The 16,064-nt window shown below is 60.1% G+C and carries 12 protein-coding genes; 6 read left to right on the top strand and 6 right to left on the bottom strand.

The window, feature by feature from the left end; translation table 11 throughout:
• Nucleotides 1–9 precede the first annotated feature (9 nt).
• From tilS to K3J57_RS08805, 3 genes are all read left to right on the top strand, one after another.
• Nucleotides 10–1,332 carry a tRNA lysidine(34) synthetase TilS gene (gene tilS, locus K3J57_RS08815; protein ID WP_259795447.1) on the top strand — a complete coding sequence of 441 codons (1,323 nt, stop codon included), beginning with the start codon at nucleotides 10–12 and terminating at the stop codon, nucleotides 1,330–1,332.
• Nucleotides 1,333–1,408: 76 nt separating this feature from the next.
• A complete protein-coding gene (gene ftsH / locus K3J57_RS08810) occupies nucleotides 1,409–3,325 on the top strand; it encodes an ATP-dependent zinc metalloprotease FtsH (protein WP_259795445.1) in 1,917 nt (638 codons plus the stop codon).
• Nucleotides 3,326–3,525: 200 nt separating this feature from the next.
• On the top strand, nucleotides 3,526–4,221 hold the full coding sequence (locus K3J57_RS08805) for a hypothetical protein (protein WP_259790821.1): 696 nt from the start codon (nucleotides 3,526–3,528) through the stop codon (nucleotides 4,219–4,221).
• A gap of 132 nt (nucleotides 4,222–4,353) precedes the next feature.
• On the opposite strand, the gene K3J57_RS08800 is transcribed toward K3J57_RS08805, so the two are convergent.
• Nucleotides 4,354–5,412 (bottom strand): fatty acid desaturase, encoded by a 1,059-nt coding sequence (locus K3J57_RS08800; protein ID WP_259790819.1) that lies wholly within the window; start codon nucleotides 5,410–5,412, stop codon nucleotides 4,354–4,356.
• A gap of 405 nt (nucleotides 5,413–5,817) precedes the next feature.
• On the opposite strand from K3J57_RS08800, the gene K3J57_RS08795 reads away from it, so the two are divergent.
• The 3 genes from K3J57_RS08795 to folD all read left to right on the top strand — a co-directional run bounded on the left by K3J57_RS08795 (nucleotide 5,818) and on the right by folD (nucleotide 9,371).
• Entirely contained in the window at nucleotides 5,818–7,494 is a 1,677-nt protein-coding gene (locus tag K3J57_RS08795; RefSeq protein WP_259783675.1) for a formate--tetrahydrofolate ligase, read from the top strand.
• 92 nt (nucleotides 7,495–7,586) lie between these two features.
• Nucleotides 7,587–8,468, top strand: coding sequence for a bifunctional 5,10-methylenetetrahydrofolate dehydrogenase/5,10-methenyltetrahydrofolate cyclohydrolase (locus K3J57_RS08790; RefSeq protein ID WP_173486543.1), 882 nt, complete (start codon nucleotides 7,587–7,589; stop codon nucleotides 8,466–8,468).
• A gap of 12 nt (nucleotides 8,469–8,480) precedes the next feature.
• Nucleotides 8,481–9,371: a bifunctional methylenetetrahydrofolate dehydrogenase/methenyltetrahydrofolate cyclohydrolase FolD gene (gene folD, locus K3J57_RS08785; protein WP_259774246.1), complete on the top strand. Its 891-nt coding sequence runs from the start codon at nucleotides 8,481–8,483 to the stop codon at nucleotides 9,369–9,371.
• 744 nt (nucleotides 9,372–10,115) lie between these two features.
• Here the strand turns inward: folD and K3J57_RS08780 are convergent.
• From K3J57_RS08780 to K3J57_RS08760, 5 genes are all read right to left on the bottom strand, one after another.
• Nucleotides 10,116–10,910 carry a crotonase/enoyl-CoA hydratase family protein gene (locus K3J57_RS08780; protein ID WP_259795444.1) on the bottom strand — a complete coding sequence of 265 codons (795 nt, stop codon included), beginning with the start codon at nucleotides 10,908–10,910 and terminating at the stop codon, nucleotides 10,116–10,118.
• 51 nt (nucleotides 10,911–10,961) lie between these two features.
• A complete protein-coding gene (locus K3J57_RS08775) occupies nucleotides 10,962–11,402 on the bottom strand; it encodes a PaaI family thioesterase (RefSeq protein ID WP_259795443.1) in 441 nt (146 codons plus the stop codon).
• Between the two features lie 98 nt (nucleotides 11,403–11,500).
• The gene (gene pdeM, locus K3J57_RS08770; RefSeq protein ID WP_311196517.1) at nucleotides 11,501–12,163 is read right to left on the bottom strand and encodes a ligase-associated DNA damage response endonuclease PdeM; all 663 of its coding nucleotides are present in this window, start codon (nucleotides 12,161–12,163) and stop codon (nucleotides 11,501–11,503) included.
• Nucleotides 12,164–12,197: 34 nt separating this feature from the next.
• Nucleotides 12,198–14,603: a ligase-associated DNA damage response DEXH box helicase gene (locus tag K3J57_RS08765; protein ID WP_259795442.1), complete on the bottom strand. Its 2,406-nt coding sequence runs from the start codon at nucleotides 14,601–14,603 to the stop codon at nucleotides 12,198–12,200.
• A gap of 77 nt (nucleotides 14,604–14,680) precedes the next feature.
• Nucleotides 14,681–15,994: a DUF8689 domain-containing protein gene (locus K3J57_RS08760; RefSeq protein ID WP_259775452.1), complete on the bottom strand. Its 1,314-nt coding sequence runs from the start codon at nucleotides 15,992–15,994 to the stop codon at nucleotides 14,681–14,683.
• Nucleotides 15,995–16,064: the final 70 nt, after the last annotated feature.

The following is a 16,064-nucleotide window of genomic DNA, read 5'->3' as shown; positions in this document are numbered from 1 at the left end:
CTGCCAGTGATGATGTCAGCGATGAACAGGCGGGTTGCAGATTTTCTTACCTCTCGAAACGGGCCGGATGGCCCGTTTTTGCATCTTGGCGTGGCGGTTTCCGGCGGCAGTGACAGCACGGCCCTTCTTCTGTTGTGCCATGACTGGGCGCGGCTGACCGGGGCCGCGATCACCGCATTTACCGTGGATCACGCGTTGCGTGATGGCTCTGCCGATGAAGCGGTGGCGGTGGCAAGGCTGTGTCAGCGGCTCGGCGTCGATCATGAGATCCTGATCTGGCGGGGCTTGGATGGGCAGGGCTCGGATAGGCAGGGCTGGGATAGGCAGGGCTCGGATGGACGGGGCTGGGATGGGCGGGGGAACCTGCAGGATGCGGCCCGGCAGGCACGCTATCACCTTCTGTCCAAAGCCGCACGCAAGGCGGGCTGTGCGGCCGTGGCCCTGGGGCACACCAAAGAGGATCAGGCGGAAACCTTCCTGATGCGTCTGGCGCGCGGGTCCGGCGTGGATGGGCTGGCGGCGATGCGCGACGACTGGAGCGCGGATGGAATGCGTTGGCTGCGGCCCCTCCTGTCCGACCGGCGGGCCGCGTTGCGGGAAATGCTTGAAGCGCGCGGGGTTTCGTGGAGCGATGATCCCTCCAATGACAATCCGCGGTTTGACCGGGTGAAAATGCGCCATGCGATGCGGGACCTTGCCGAGTTGGGGCTGGATGTGGACCGGCTTGTGGCCACCGCGCAGGGGATGACACGGGCGCGGTCCGCCCTGACCCGGATGGCGCATGATGCGGCCAGTTCCCTCTGCCGGGTTGAAGCGGGGGATGTGGTGTTTGATACCGAGCCGTTTCGCAAATTGCCGGAAGAGATCCGCCTGCGACTGTTGGCAGAGGCCATCCGGTTTGTGTCTTCAACCCCTTACCGGCCACGGCTGGAGGCGCTGTTGCGCTCTCAGGAGGCCGCATGGGAGCGACAGAAAACCACGCTTCAGGGCTGCCTGATCCATCCGCACCGCTCTGGCCTGCGGATCACGCGCGAACTGGCGGCAATCGCGGATCATTCTGTGGCGCCGGGGCAGCTTTGGGATGGGCGCTGGCGGTTGGCCTCGGATCAGGGCGGAGAGATTCGTGCCTTGGGGGAGGGGATTTCACAGGTCAAACACTGGCGGGAGGCAGGCCTGCCGCGCCCCACAGTGATGGCAAGCCCGGCGCTGTGGTCAAATTCCCGTGTGATTGCCGTGCCATTGCTGGATAAACCCGGTGTGGCGGGCGCGAATTGCCGCATTCTGACCGCCCCAAGCTTGACGGATTTCCTTGCATCCGTTTTATCGCATTGAACATGGCGACTTCCGCCCTATTTTAAGGTAAGACGCTCTCTGACCATCGTGTCACGGAAATCAAAGGAGATCCCTCTTGGGCAATGCGAGAAATTTCGCCTTCTGGATTGTGCTGTTCCTGCTGATCCTGACCCTGTTCAACCTGTTTTCAAACGGGCAGACCTCGATGTCGTCATCGAAGGTCAGCTATACAGAGTTTGTTGCCGCACTGGAGGGGGGACAGGTGCAGTCCGCCACGATTGATGGCGAGGAGCTGACCTACCAATCCTCGGATGGAAAAATGTTTTCCACTGTTCTGCCCGCCGATTCCGATGTGTCGGACAAGCTGCTGGCGAAAAACGTGGACATCAAGGTTGAGCCGCAGCGCCAATCGGGGTTCATGAGCCTTCTGACCCTGCTCCTGCCGGTGCTGCTGCTGATCGGGTTCTGGTTCTTCATGATGAACCGGATGCAGGGCGGTGGCAAAGGCGGCGCGATGGGCTTTGGCAAATCCAAGGCCAAGATGCTGACCGAACGCGAAGGTCGTGTGACCTTTGACGATGTGGCCGGCATTGACGAAGCCAAGGAAGAGCTGGAAGAGATTGTCGAGTTCCTGCGCAACCCGCAGAAGTTTTCACGCCTTGGCGGCACGATCCCCAAAGGCGCGCTGCTGGTGGGCCCTCCGGGCACTGGTAAAACGCTTCTGGCCCGCGCCATCGCGGGCGAAGCAGGCGTGCCCTTCTTCACCATTTCCGGGTCGGATTTCGTGGAAATGTTCGTGGGCGTCGGTGCGTCGCGCGTCCGTGACATGTTTGAACAGGCCAAGAAAAACGCGCCTTGCATCGTGTTCATCGACGAGATCGACGCCGTGGGCCGTCATCGTGGCGCCGGTTATGGTGGCGGCAATGATGAACGTGAACAGACGCTCAACCAGCTGCTGGTTGAGATGGACGGGTTTGAAGCCAATGAAGGCGTGATCATTCTGGCGGCAACCAACCGTCGTGACGTTCTGGACCCGGCGCTCTTGCGTCCCGGCCGTTTCGACCGTCAGGTCACCGTGCCGAACCCCGACATCAAGGGCCGTGAGAAGATCCTCGGCGTGCATGCCCGCAAAGTGCCGCTGGGCCCGGATGCGGACATGCGCATCATTGCGCGCGGCACCCCCGGTTTTTCGGGCGCGGATCTGGCCAACCTTGTGAATGAGGCCGCGCTGATGGCCGCCCGTGTGGGGCGCCGTTTCGTCACCATGGAAGATTTCGAAAACGCGAAAGACAAGGTGATGATGGGGGCCGAGCGCCGTTCAATGGTGCTGACGGATGACCAGAAGGAAAAGACCGCTTATCACGAAGCGGGTCACGCTGTGGTTGGCCTCAAGCTGCCGCAATGTGATCCGGTCTATAAGGCGACCATTATCCCGCGCGGCGGTGCGCTGGGCATGGTTGTGTCCCTGCCCGAGATCGACCGCCTGAACTGGCACAAGTCGGAATGCGAAGAAAAGCTGGCCATGACCATGGCGGGCAAGGCGGCCGAGATCATCAAATATGGTGAAGAGAACGTCTCGAACGGCCCTGCTGGCGACATCCAGCAGGCATCGGGGCTGGCGCGCGCCATGGTGATGCGCTGGGGCATGTCCGACAAGGTCGGCAATATCGACTATGCCGAAGCGGCTGAGGGCTATTCGGGCAATACCGCCGGTTTCTCGGTTTCGGCCCATACCAAAGAGCTGATCGAGGATGAGGTGAAACGGTTTATCCAGAACGGCTATGACACCGCGTTCAGGATCCTCACTGAACATAAAGAGGAGTGGGACCGTCTGGCGCAGGGCCTGCTTGAATACGAAACCCTGACGGGGGCGGAAATTCAGCGCGTGATGGATGGTCAGCCGCCGCAGGCCGGCGATGATGAGGCCGACACCCCGGATGATGGCGCCGCCTCGGTCACGGCCATTCCGAAAACCAAGCCGCGGGCAAAGCCCAGTGCCGGTGGGGATGCGGAACCGGAACCCACCGCGTAAGCCACAACTAAGATAGAAAACACCGCCCCGAGGGAAACCTTGGGGCGGTTTTCATTTGTCCGGTCCTCTCACGAAAGCGACATGCCGCCGATCCGGGGAAAAGAGATTTCAATACAGGGTGTTGCCTGTAGCAATGTGGGTGCGCCGTGCAGCCCTTGAGAGAGAAGGCCTGCCTTGGAGAGATGGGTTAGGAGTAAACGATGGACGATCACGGGTTTTTCAAATTCATCTGGCGGTTCAATGCGCTGGCGCTTGCCGGCATATTGGTTCTGGTGGCGGGGGTTTTTGCCTGGGAAGCTGTGCTCAGGGATGTGCTGCGCGACCGCAGCGCGCGGGAGGTGATCAATATTGATCCGGAGGATACGACCCTCGTTGAAACCCGTGTGATCCGTGTGAACGGGCCGGTGGCCGGGCAGGGGCTGTTCCGGGTAAGCCTGATGGCCGAACAGGGATATGACAGCGGCTATGCCTCAAAAGATACTTATGATTCGGTTTTGAACGCGGGGTTCTATGATCCGTCGACGGGCGTGACCCGTTGGGTCTTTTCCGGCAATGAGCAGCTGATCACCGATGTCGAAGGGCTCTATGGTGAAACGCCGGGTGGGGCGCGTGAGAAGGACCGGCCCGTACGGGGATATCTGCTGACATTTGTGGATCAGGACAGCTCGGGCGACAGGCGCCTGTCACATTCCGACCGGAAATCGGTGATGGCGCTTGGCCCGGACGGGCAGGGCGGCACGGTGATCTTGTCTGACCTGACGGCGGCCCCGCAGATCTGGGGATTGGAAGGGGGCGCGGTTGTGCTGTTTTACGAAAAGGACGGCGCGCGTTTCTCGGCCCAATATGATCCCGACACAGGCATGCTTGGTCCTGTTACAGAGATTCTTCATCCCTGAGGGGATGCGCTTTGCAGATGGGGTGGGCGATAGTTTGGATTGGGAGGTTGGATTGGGGCAGGGTCTCAGCTCCCCGCCCTCTCTGTGCCTGTCCCGTCCAGCCCGCCTGACGGGCTGGAGGAGATCTTGATCTTACAGCGCCCGCGCCTGTGCAAATGAAAGAAGGCGCTTGCTGTTCTCATCCCAAAGGTGCAGCCGCGCATTGGCAAAGCTTTCGCGGATCGTCATCGTATAGGCTTCTTCGGTAAGCTCTGCATGATCGCGCAGCACATCGGGCAGGCGGTAGAACGGGATGCGGCTGTAAAGGTGATGCACGTGGTGGATGCCGATATTGGCGCTGAACCATTGCAGCAGTTTCGGCAGGCGGTAATAGGACGAGCCATGCAGGGCGGCTTCGTGCAGGTTCCAGTTCTCGTTCATATCCCATTGGGTGGTTTCGAACTGGTGCTGCACGTAAAACAGCCACACGCCAGCGGTGGCCGCGACCAGCGTGGTGGGAACAAAGATCAACAGAAGCGGCATCAGCCCGCCAAACCAGTAGATCGCGCCAAGTGCTGCGATGATCGCGAGGTTGGTCAGCATCGCACTGATCCAGTAGCGAGCGCTGTTCATCAGCCCGATTGGCAGGCGGTTCTGCAGATAAAAGAGATAGCTGGGGCCAAGGCCGAACAGGGTCACCGGGTGGCGGTAAAGGCGGTAATGCAGCCGCCCCCAGCGCGACAGCGCGTTATATTCCGCCACGGTCAGAGTATGGACATCCCCCATCCCGCGCTTATCCAGATTGCCGGCGGTTGAGTGGTGCACGGAATGGGTGCGCCGCCACACGTCATAAGGGGTGAGGGTCAGAACCCCCAGCCCGCGGCCGATCCAGTCGCTAAGCTGTCGATTCTTGTAATAGGCCCCGTGGCCACAATCATGCTGGATCGCAAAAAGCCGCAGCAGGAAGGCCGCATTCAAAACAGACAGCGCAAATGCCAGCACATAGCTGACGGACAGTGCCCACCAGGCCAGCGCCCAGAGGGCGAGGAATGGCAGGAGGCTGATGGCAAGCTCGATGCTGCTGCGCAGGGTGTTCGGATCGCGGTATTCCGCCAGGGTCGAAACCCATTCACGCGCCGAGCGTGTACCGGGTTGCGTTTCTGTTTTTGCCTGTGTTTTTGCCTGTGTTCGGGGGGAACTGTTTGCTGCCATCTGCCTGTCATGTCCTGTCTGTGCTCGGTTCGGATAGACTATTCACAGCCTCTTGCAAAGCAAATGCGGTCGAAAAGCGGATATCGGCCCTCCGTGGGGATGAAAGATGCCGCCCAGGCAGAGAGTTTGCCATCTTGGGGCAGGTCAGGGTGGGGGGAAACCCTACAAGTCAGGTTTTCCCATGAAAGGCGTAGCTTTCCTGAGAGTTGCGCGCTTCATGCGGCGATGCAGCGGAGAAATTGCTGCGATTGCGAGGGGGACCCATGGGCAATGTTGAATACCATCGCATCCCATTTCGACGAATTTGGCGGGCATTATGTCGCAATCCATCCTATGCGCTTTCCATTCCCCCGATATGCAAGGTGCAGACAAAATTCGCACCCCATTTACCAAGGGAACCAGCAGATGGCTTACAAAACCGACATCGAAATCGCCCGCGAGGCAAAGAAACGTCCGATCAAGGAGATCGGCGAAAAGATCGGCATCGCTTATGAGCACCTGATGCCCTATGGCCACGACAAGGCCAAAGTTTCGCAGGAGTTCATCAACTCGGTTCAGGACCGTGAAGACGGCAAGCTGATCCTGGTGACCGCGATCAACCCGACCCCGGCCGGTGAAGGTAAAACCACCACCACCGTTGGTCTGGGCGATGGCCTGAACCGCATCGGTAAGAACGCGATGATCTGTATCCGCGAAGCTTCCCTTGGGCCGAACTTCGGCATGAAAGGTGGGGCTGCAGGTGGCGGTTACGCGCAAGTTGTGCCGATGGAAGAGATGAACCTGCATTTCACCGGTGACTTCCACGCCATCACCTCGGCCCACTCGCTTCTGTCGGCCATGATCGACAACCACATCTACTGGGGCAACGAGCTGGAAATCGACGAACGCCGTGTGGCATGGCGCCGTGTGGTTGACATGAACGACCGCGCGCTGCGTGACATCGTTGTGTCGCTGGGTGGCGTGTCGAACGGTTTCCCGCGTCAGGGCGGCTTTGACATCACCGTGGCGTCGGAAGTTATGGCGATCCTCTGCCTCGCCAACGATCTGGAAGACCTGCAAAAGCGTCTGGGCGACATCATCGTGGCCTATACCCGCGAACGCACCCCGATCTACTGCCGTGACATCGGTGCCGATGGTGCAATGACCGTTCTTCTGAAAGACGCGATGCAGCCGAACCTGGTGCAGACGCTGGAAAACAACCCGGCCTTCGTGCATGGCGGCCCGTTCGCCAACATCGCGCATGGCTGTAACTCGGTGATTGCCACCAAGACCGCACTGAAACTGACCGACTATGTTGTGACCGAAGCCGGTTTCGGTGCTGACCTTGGCGCCGAGAAGTTCATGAACATCAAATGCCGCAAGGCAGGGATTGCCCCGTCGGTTGTGGTTCTGGTTGCCACCGTGCGGGCGATGAAAATGAACGGCGGTGTGGCCAAGGCTGATCTGGGTACAGAAAACGTCGAAGCCGTGGAAAACGGTTGCGCCAACCTGGGCCGTCACATCGAGAACCTCAAGTCGTTCGGCGTGCCGGTTGTGGTTGCCATCAACCACTTCGTCACCGACACCGATGCCGAAGTGCAGGCCGTGAAGGATTACGTTGAAGGCCACGGTTCTGAGGCGATCCTGTCGCGTCACTGGGAACTGGGGTCGGAAGGCTCGGAAGAGCTGGCGCGCCGCGTGGCTGAAATTGCCGACGCTGATGTTGCCAGCTTTGCCCCGATCTACCCCGATGACATGTCGCTCTTCGACAAGATCGACACCATCGCCAAGCGCATCTACCGCGCGGACGAGGTGCTGGCCGACAAGAAGATCCGGGATCAGCTGAAAGCCTGGGAAGATGCCGGTTATGGCAACCTGCCGGTCTGCATGGCGAAAACCCAGTACAGCTTCTCGACCGATCCGAACCTGCGCGGTGCGCCCACCGGCCACTCGGTTCCGGTGCGCGAAGTGCGCCTGTCGGCAGGGGCTGGGTTCATCGTGGTTGTCTGCGGTGAGATCATGACCATGCCGGGGCTGCCCCGCACCCCGGCCGCGATGAGCATCGGCCTCAACGCGGAAGGCGAAATCGAGGGTCTTTTCTAAGGCACTTGACCAAGGGGGGCGACACGCCCCCCTTTCCTTATCAAAAACCTGTCTGAGTGATTCTGTCACATCCAGACAAAGGACCAAGATACATGAGCGCAACAATCATTGACGGCAAGTCCATTGCCGCAAACATCCGTGATGAGGTGGCCACGAAGGCCGCAGAGCTGGCTGCAAAAGGCTGGCAACCGAAACTCGTATCGCTCTCCGTGGGGGACGTGGCCGCAGCAGAGCTTTATGTGCGCAACCAGCAACGCACGGCGGAAAGTGCGGGGGTTGAGTTTGAGGCACGCAACTATCCGGCGGAGACCTCGCTCGAACAGCTGACCGGCATCATTCAGGGTCTGAACGCGGACCCGCGCGTAAACGGCATTATTATCCAGCGCCCGCTGCCGGATCACATCCCGGTCAAGACCTTCCAGAAACTGGTCCACCCGCTGAAAGACGTGGAAGGGATGCACCCGGCCTCGATCGGTAACATCGTTTATAACGATCTGGCCCTTGGGCCCTGTACCGCCGTGGCGGCCGTGGAAATCCTGAAAACCCTGCCGATTGATATCGAGGGTCTGAACGTGACCGTGATTGGTCACTCGGAAATCGTTGGCAAACCGATTGCCTTCCTTTTGATGGGGCTGGGGGCGACCGTGACTGTCTGTCACCACATGACCCGCTCGGTTGCGATGCATTCGCGCGCCGCAGATGCGGTGTTCGTGGCCGTGGGCAAACCCGGCCTGGTGACGGGGGAGATGCTGAAACCGGGCTGCGCGGTGATTGATATCGGCATCAACCGCGTGGATGGCAAAACCGTGGGGGATGCGGATATGGAAAGCTGCAAGGAGGTGGCCGGCTGGATCACCCCTGTGCCGGGCGGTGTTGGCCCGGTGACGGTTGCGATGCTGATGTCCAACGCGGTACATGCCACCGAAATGCAAATGAATCACTACCGGGATGCCTATGCCCGGACGGACTATTAAGGGAGAGCGGGAATGAGTGCTCAGATCATCGACGGCAAAGCCTTTGCGGCTGGTGTGCGTGAAAAAGTGGCCGCCCATGTGGCGCGTCTGAAAGAAGAGAACGGCATCACCCCGGGTCTGGCCGTTGTGCTGGTGGGCGAAGATCCCGCGTCGCAGGTCTATGTCCGCTCGAAGGGCAAGCAGACTGTCGAAGTGGGCATGAACTCCTATGAGCACAAGCTCGACGCCGACACTTCGGAAGAGGATCTGCTGGCGCTGATCGACAAGCTGAACAACGACCCTGCCGTGCATGGCATTCTGGTTCAGCTGCCGCTGCCCGGTCACCTGAACGAGGACCTTGTGATCAACTCGATCGATCCGGCCAAGGATGTGGACGGGTTCCACATCTCGAATGTGGGCCTGCTGGGCACCGGTCAGAAGTCGATGGTGCCCTGCACGCCGCTGGGCTGTTTGATGATGCTGCGCGACCACCACGGATCGCTGTCCGGTCTGAACGCCGTTGTGATTGGCCGCTCGAACATCGTGGGCAAGCCGATGGCGCAACTCTTGCTGGGCGACAGCTGCACCGTCACCATCGCGCATTCGCGCACCAAAGACCTGCCGGATGTTGTCCGTCGCGCCGACATCGTGGTTGCCGCCGTGGGCCGCCCGGAAATGGTGCCCGGCGACTGGATCCGCGAAGGCGCCACCGTGATCGACGTGGGCATCAACCGGATCGAGCGTGACGGCAAGAACAAGCTGGTCGGCGACGTGGACTTTGAAAGCGCGTCCAAAGTGGCAGGGGCGATCACCCCGGTGCCCGGTGGCGTCGGCCCGATGACCATCGCCTGCCTGCTGGCCAACACCCTGACTGCCTGCTGCCGCGCCAACAGCCTGGCCGAACCCGAGGGGCTGACGGCGTAAGCCTGAGGTTTGAGAGAATTGAGGCGGCGTCAGGGGAACCTGGCGCCGTTTTTGTTTGGAATGATAAATAGTGAGCAAAGCAACTTTATAACTACCCGTTGCCAATGCTCATTCTCACCAAAGAGCCTATGCACAAAGCGCATCATATTAATGAGTATACCGCTTGGGTTTTCTACTTAATGACCTTTATGACGCCTTCAGCTTCCAGCGCAGCGACTGCTAGAAATCGTATCATTGACAGCCCATTGGGGAGTATTGAAATACGGTCGTGTGTATCGATTGTGAAAAATGGGCGAACAGGGACTGTGTCCCCCTGCCAATTAATCATCACAGTGGCATTGGCTACATCGGCTTCAAATGTTCGTACCTGCTGTCCATTGGGAGAAGTAGATGGTTCTGCTATACCTCCATTGTGAACAATTTTATTTCGAAGAAGGCGCATAGCTTCTAGGCATCTCACCAGATCTGCATGATACGTAAAAGCTGTTGATGTGTTCCAGAATTTCTCGGAACCCGCGACTTCATTTATGTAGATGTACACGGAAACAAGGTAGAGGTTTGCGAAGTGTTGTTGCCAGTACTCCAAGTATCCTTCCGGTGCGTTTCCAACACTATATTCACGGTTAGGGCTAGAAAACATTAATGTCTCTAGTTCTCTGATATGTGAAACATGGTGTTTGCTGTTTTCTGAGAATGGGATGACGCTATCCTCCTAGGTTGAAACTCGTTGATCAGACAAGCCCCTCAATCCTTAAACTCCGCCTTCCGTTTCTGCATCCCTGCCATCACCGCCTCCATCTGATTTGGCGTGCCCATCAGACCCTCTTGCGCTTTGCTTTCCGCAATCAGCGTCTCGCGGGTGTCCATCAACTCGGTGTCGCGGATCAGGGCTTTGGCGGCGCGGATGGCGTCGGGGGATTTTGAAGCGATCTCGGTGGCGATGGCGTGGGCGCGCTCCAGCGGCGTGTCTGAGATTTCGGTCACAAAACCCCAGTCGAGTGCTGCGGGGGCCTCGAATTGTTCGGCCGAATAGGTCAGCTTGCGGATCACGTCGCCCCGCGCCAAGCGGCGCATCAGAACCATGCCGCCCATGTCGGGGATGATGCCCCAGCGGCCCTCCATGATCGAAAACCGCGCATCAGGCGCAGCAATGCGCATGTCCGCGCCCAGCATGATCTGGAACGCGCCGCCGAACGCATAGCCATGCACCGCGGCGATCACCGGTTGGGGCATCTCGGCCCAGACCATGCTGGCGGCTTGGAACAGGTTCGAGTTGTTGTGCGTGCGTTCCAGAAACACGCCGCCCTGCATCGCGTATTGCGCAATTTGCGGCATGGCGTTCAGGTCGAGACCTGCGGAAAACGCGGGCCCGTCGCCGGTCAGCACCACTGCGCGGATGTCCTTGCGCGCGGCCAAACTCTCGCCTGCATCCACGATGGCGCGGATCATGTCCAGATCCAGCGCATTGCGCTTGTCTGCGCGGGTCAGGGTGACGGTGGCAATTTGATTGGCTTCGGTGATGGTAACGCGGTCTGACATATTGGGCTCCCTTTGGGGCATCATGGACAATGAGAAAGACGGAGCAAGGGATCACGTCGCGGCAGGGGTGGCCGAAATCGGCACCGGCACCATTGTGCCCAACAGGGCCGCAACCAGTTTGCGCTGCGTGCCGGTGATGCCCCAGACCTTGGCTTCGACCGTGATCAGCCGACGCCCGGCCCGCAGAACCTGCCCTTGGGCGACCAGCCGATCCGCCTTGGCAGGGGACAGGAGGTTGATCTTGATCTCGGCGGTCAGCACATCGTGATCCGGTGGCATCAGCGTCATTGCCGCATAGCCCGCGGCGGTGTCGCCAAGGCCGAACGTCAGGGCCGCGTGGCCAAACCCGTGCTGCTGGCGGTTGCCCTCCAGGATCGGGGCGGACAGGTGGCAGCTCCCGTCGTCGAGGTGATCCAGACTGGCCCCGAAACTTTTCATCATGTTCTGGGCGGCGAAGCTTTGCTGGATTTGGGTGGTGCGTTCGGGGGGCATGTCGGGCTCTCCTGATCCGGCAAGGCTAACACGCCGCCGGGTGCCCCCAACCGAAACGTGGCGTCATACGGATTGCGATCCGCCCCGATGAGGGAGGCTCAACGCGGCATCGGGATTGCACGGGGTGGTTGGCCGAGCAAAACAGCGAGGGCGCGGGGGGAGAGCAATCTGCGAAAAACCGGGTTCTGACTGAACAGTCCGCCGGTAAACGTGCCGAAGGCGGGAAGGATCAGCCGCCTCTCATCAATCAGCATCGCCGGGCGCGACAGCGCGCTTCCCCCCAGGTTCAGACGCGCCTTTGGATGGTAATGCCCTGATATTTCATGTCTTTCCTTGGGGTCTGCGATATGGCGGAAGGTCAGGTTGGCGCAGCGATATTGGGCTAGGTGAGTGCCCCCCAATGCCAGCGGCCCCGGATCGTGGTTGCCCTCGATCCAGATCCATTCCCGCCCGGACATCAATTTTGACAGCCAGCGGATATGCTGCTCTCGCAGGTTATCGGCCGCTTGCAAATCGTCGAAACTGTCGCCCAGACAGATTACCTTTTGGGCTTTTGTCAGCGCAATATCATGCTCCAGTCGCAACAAACCATCGTCGGTTTCATAAGGCGGCAAAAGATGTCCGCCGCGCCGGGCAAGGCGTTCAGATTTGCCCAGATGCAGGTCGCTCAGACACAGCAGGTTTTGCTCTGCCCACCACAGGGACCCGGAAGGGAGGAGCGTCAGGGCATTGTTTGCAAAGGTGAAATCATACCCACCCAGATCAGACATGTGCTCTGTCCCCCCCGTCACCCTGTCACCCCTGCAATCCCGCCTCTGCCATCAACCGTTCCGCTTCGGCTTTCAGCAAGGCGTCTTGCCCGGCACCTTCCACGGGAACCCGCCCGATTTCAAGAAAAAGAGGGGCGGCAAAAGGGGTCACACGGGGGGCGGTGACGTGATCAATCCGCCCCCGGCTGCGGGCAAGCATCTGCTCAATCCGGCCAAAATCGATCAGGCCGCGCATCGCTTCTTCACGCGTCAGGGTCAGCAGCAGGTGGTTGGGATCATATTTGCGCAATGCGTCGTAGAGGATGTCGGTGGAAAAGGTTGCCTGCCGGCCGGACTTGCGCTGCCCCGGATGATTGCGCGTGATCAGGCCGGAAATGGTTGCGGCGGTTTTGAAGCTGCGTTTCATCAGGGCGTTGTCCGCCAGCCACCGGTCGACCCCGTTTTGCAGATCGGCCAACTCCAACAGCTGGGCCGGGTGTTCAAGGGGATCAACTGACCAGATCAGGGTGGCGTAGTCGGTGGCCACAAAACCCAAAGGGCCCAACCCCATCAGCTCCATCTGGCGGGTGATCAGCAGCCCAAGGGTCTGCTGGGCGTTCTTGCCGGCAAAGCCATAGAAACAGGCATGCGCCCGCCCGCCATGGGGAAAGGTTTCAACCAGCAAACGACCGGGTTCGGGTAGGCGGCTGACCGATTTCTGCAAGGCGATCCAATCGCGCGTATGGGGCGGCAGGCCCGACTGATCCCCGCCATTCAGCACTGCGAGGATGCGGTTGGACAATTGCAGGGAGGTTGCAAATTTCGTGCCGGAAAACACCGCAAGGCGCGGTTTGCGCCCGGTATCGCGGCTGACCTGCACCACCATTTCGCGCAAGCTCTCGAACCGAACGATCTGGCCTGCGATCAGGAAAGTGTCACCGGGGGTGAGGGAGGCTGCAAAGCTCTCTTCGACCTCTCCGAGCGGCTTGCCACGCTGGCCACGCATTTTGACCTTCAGCGTGTCGGTGTCGATGATTGTGCCAAGGTTCATGCGGATCAGCTGGGCCGCGCGTGGGTCGCGCAGGCCCCACCGCCCGTCAGGGTGCTGCTTGAGCCGCTGCCAGCGATCATAGGCCCGAAGCGCGTAGCCGCCCGTGGCGACAAAATCGAGACAGGCGTCGAACTCGGTCCGGGTCAGCGCCGCATAGGCGCCCGCCTGGGTGATTTCTGCAAACAGATCATCGGCGGCGAAGGGGGTGCTGCAGGCGGTGATCAGAATGTGCTGGCACAGGACGTCCCGTGGTCCGGGGCCGCGGGGGGTGCCATCCAGATCATGATCGAGCACCGCCTGAATGGCGGCTTCGCATTCGATCACCTCCCAGCGGTTGGCGGGCAGGATCAGGGCCTTGGACGGGGTGTTATACTGGTGCCCGGCGCGACCGATCCGCTGCACAAGGCGCTTGACGTTTTTGGGCGCGCCGACCTGAATGACCAGATCCACATCGCCCCAATCCAGCCCCAGATCCAGCGAACCGGTGCAGACCACGGCGCGAAGCTGCCCGGCCACCATTGCGGCCTCGACCTTCTCGCGCTGGCGGCGATCAAGCGAGCCGTGATGGATGCCAATCGGCAGTGCCTCGCTGTTGGCCAGCCAGAGATGGTGAAAGAAGATTTCGGCCTGGGCGCGGGTATTGTGGAAAATCAGCGTGGTTTTATGGGCTTTGACCTGGGCCAGCACCTCGGGGATGGCATAGCGGCCACCGCCCCCGGACCAGGGGGGCGCCAGGTTGGTGGTGAGCATTCCTATCTGCGGATCGGGGCCTGGATCTGCCTCCAGAAGGGTGCATTTTTCCGGGTGCGGGGCGAAATAGCGACCCAAGGCAGGCGGGTCATCCACCGTGGCTGACAGGCCCACACGGGTCAGCCCGGGGCACATGGACTGAAGCCGGGTCAGGAGCAGCATCAGCTGATCACCGCGTTTGCTTTCGGCCAGGGCGTGCAATTCGTCCACCACCACGCGTTTGAGGCCGCGAAACATGCGGGGGGCATCTTCGTATGACAGCAGCAGGGCAAGGCTTTCCGGCGTGGTGAGCAGAATATGCGGTGGGTCGGCGCGCTGGGCTTTCTTGCGGGTTTGGGAGGTGTCGCCAGACCGGTCATCGACCCGGATGGGCAGGCCCATCTCAGCAATGGGGCGGGTCAGGTTGCGACGCATATCCGCCGCAAGTGCTTTCAGCGGCGAAATGTAAAGCGTGTGCAATCCATCGCGCGGGTTTTGCGCCAGATCCACCAATGTGGGCAGAAATCCCGCCAATGTCTTGCCGCCTCCAGTGGGGGCGATCAAAAGCGTGGCCGCGTGGCTGGTGCGCTCAAGCATGGCCCGCTGATGCGCATGTGGCGCCCAGCCGCGCGCGGCAAACCAGTCACAAAACAGGGGGGGCAGGTGGGGCATCCGGTCACGATAGACGCGGGAACGGGGTTAGGCCAGAGGGGGAGCCCCCCTGACCTTTGATGTTTCGAATGGCGGGATCAGTGAATGATCTCGCGGTCGCTGACGAACATGTTTTCCCAGGCGCGGTCGATCAGCTCCGGGGACATCTGATAGGGGATGCCCTCGAATTCACAGATCGAAATCATCTGGTCGATCAGGAAAACCGGTTGGTAATTGGCATACACATTGTCGATGGTCGGGTATTTTTCCCGCAGCAGATAGACCAGCGCCTCTTCGTTCAGCGGCATCTTTTTCTTGCGCGCCACAAGCGCAAAGATCTTGAGGAACCCTTCCTGGTCCGGTCCGTCGATGATGATCTTGTAAAAGATCCGCCGCAGGGCCGCCTTGTCGAAGATTTCATTCGGGTGGAAGTTGGTCGAGAAAATGACCAGCGTGTCGAACGGCACCTCGAACTTCTCACCCGATTGCAGGGCCAGAATATCCTTGTTCTCTTCAAGCGGCACAATCCAGCGGTTGATCAGCGCCTGCGGTGGTTCGGACTGGCGACCAAGGTCGTCGACGATGAACACGCCGCCTGAGGACTTCAATTGCAAAGGTGCGGTATAGGTGCGCGCGGTGGGGTTGTATTTCAGATCCAGCATGTCGAGGGTGAGTTCCCCCCCGGTGATCACGGTCGGCCGGTCGCACAGCACATAGCGGCGATCAAATTTCGAGGAGGACCGCCGCAGGCTGTTGGGGTCATCCAGGTGATCTTCGGCCGCAGTATGCACAATCGGGTCGTAGACGGTGATGATCTGCCCCGAATAGACAATCGCGCGCGGCACATAGATCTTGTCCCCCAGGGCGTCGCGGATCCCGTTGGAAATCGAGGATTTCCCGTTGCCCGGCGGGCCATACATCAGGATCGAACGGCCTGACCCCACTGCGGGGCCAAGCTGGTCCAGCAGGTTGGGCGGCAGGATCAGGTGCCCCATGGCTGAGGTCAGTTGTTCGCGGGTCATCTGGATGTTGCGGATCGACTGGCGTTTCACCTGCTCGGCATAGACCTCCATCGGCACCGGCATGGCGCCGTAATATTCCGACTGGGCCAGCGCATCCAGCGCCCGTGCCTTGCCGGCATCGGACAGGCGATAGCCCATTTCCGAGCTTTGCGCACCGGCATGCATCGTGCCCATGGCCTGGATCAGCGATTGCTCGCGACAGATATCAATCAGTTCCTGCACCACGCGGCCGGGCAGGGCGAGGGTGCGTTCCAGATCGCTGACGCGTTCCAGGTTGGTGCGGAACATGGTCTTGAGCAGGACGTCCCGCATCATCACCATGGTCAGCCCGGTCTCCTCCAGCCTGCGCAGAGGAGGGGGTGCAATCATTTCGTTTGCGTGAATATTCATGCCTGTCGTCCTCACCCAAATCTTGCGATTCTTGCTCTTTTCCGCCAGAAACAAGGCCAAAATCACAATG

It is taken from the genome of Aliiroseovarius crassostreae (genome assembly GCF_025137635.1).
Lineage (GTDB): Bacteria > Pseudomonadota > Alphaproteobacteria > Rhodobacterales > Rhodobacteraceae > Aliiroseovarius > Aliiroseovarius crassostreae.
Note: the sequence above shows the minus strand (reverse complement) of the source record. Positions and strands in the feature narration are given on the sequence as shown.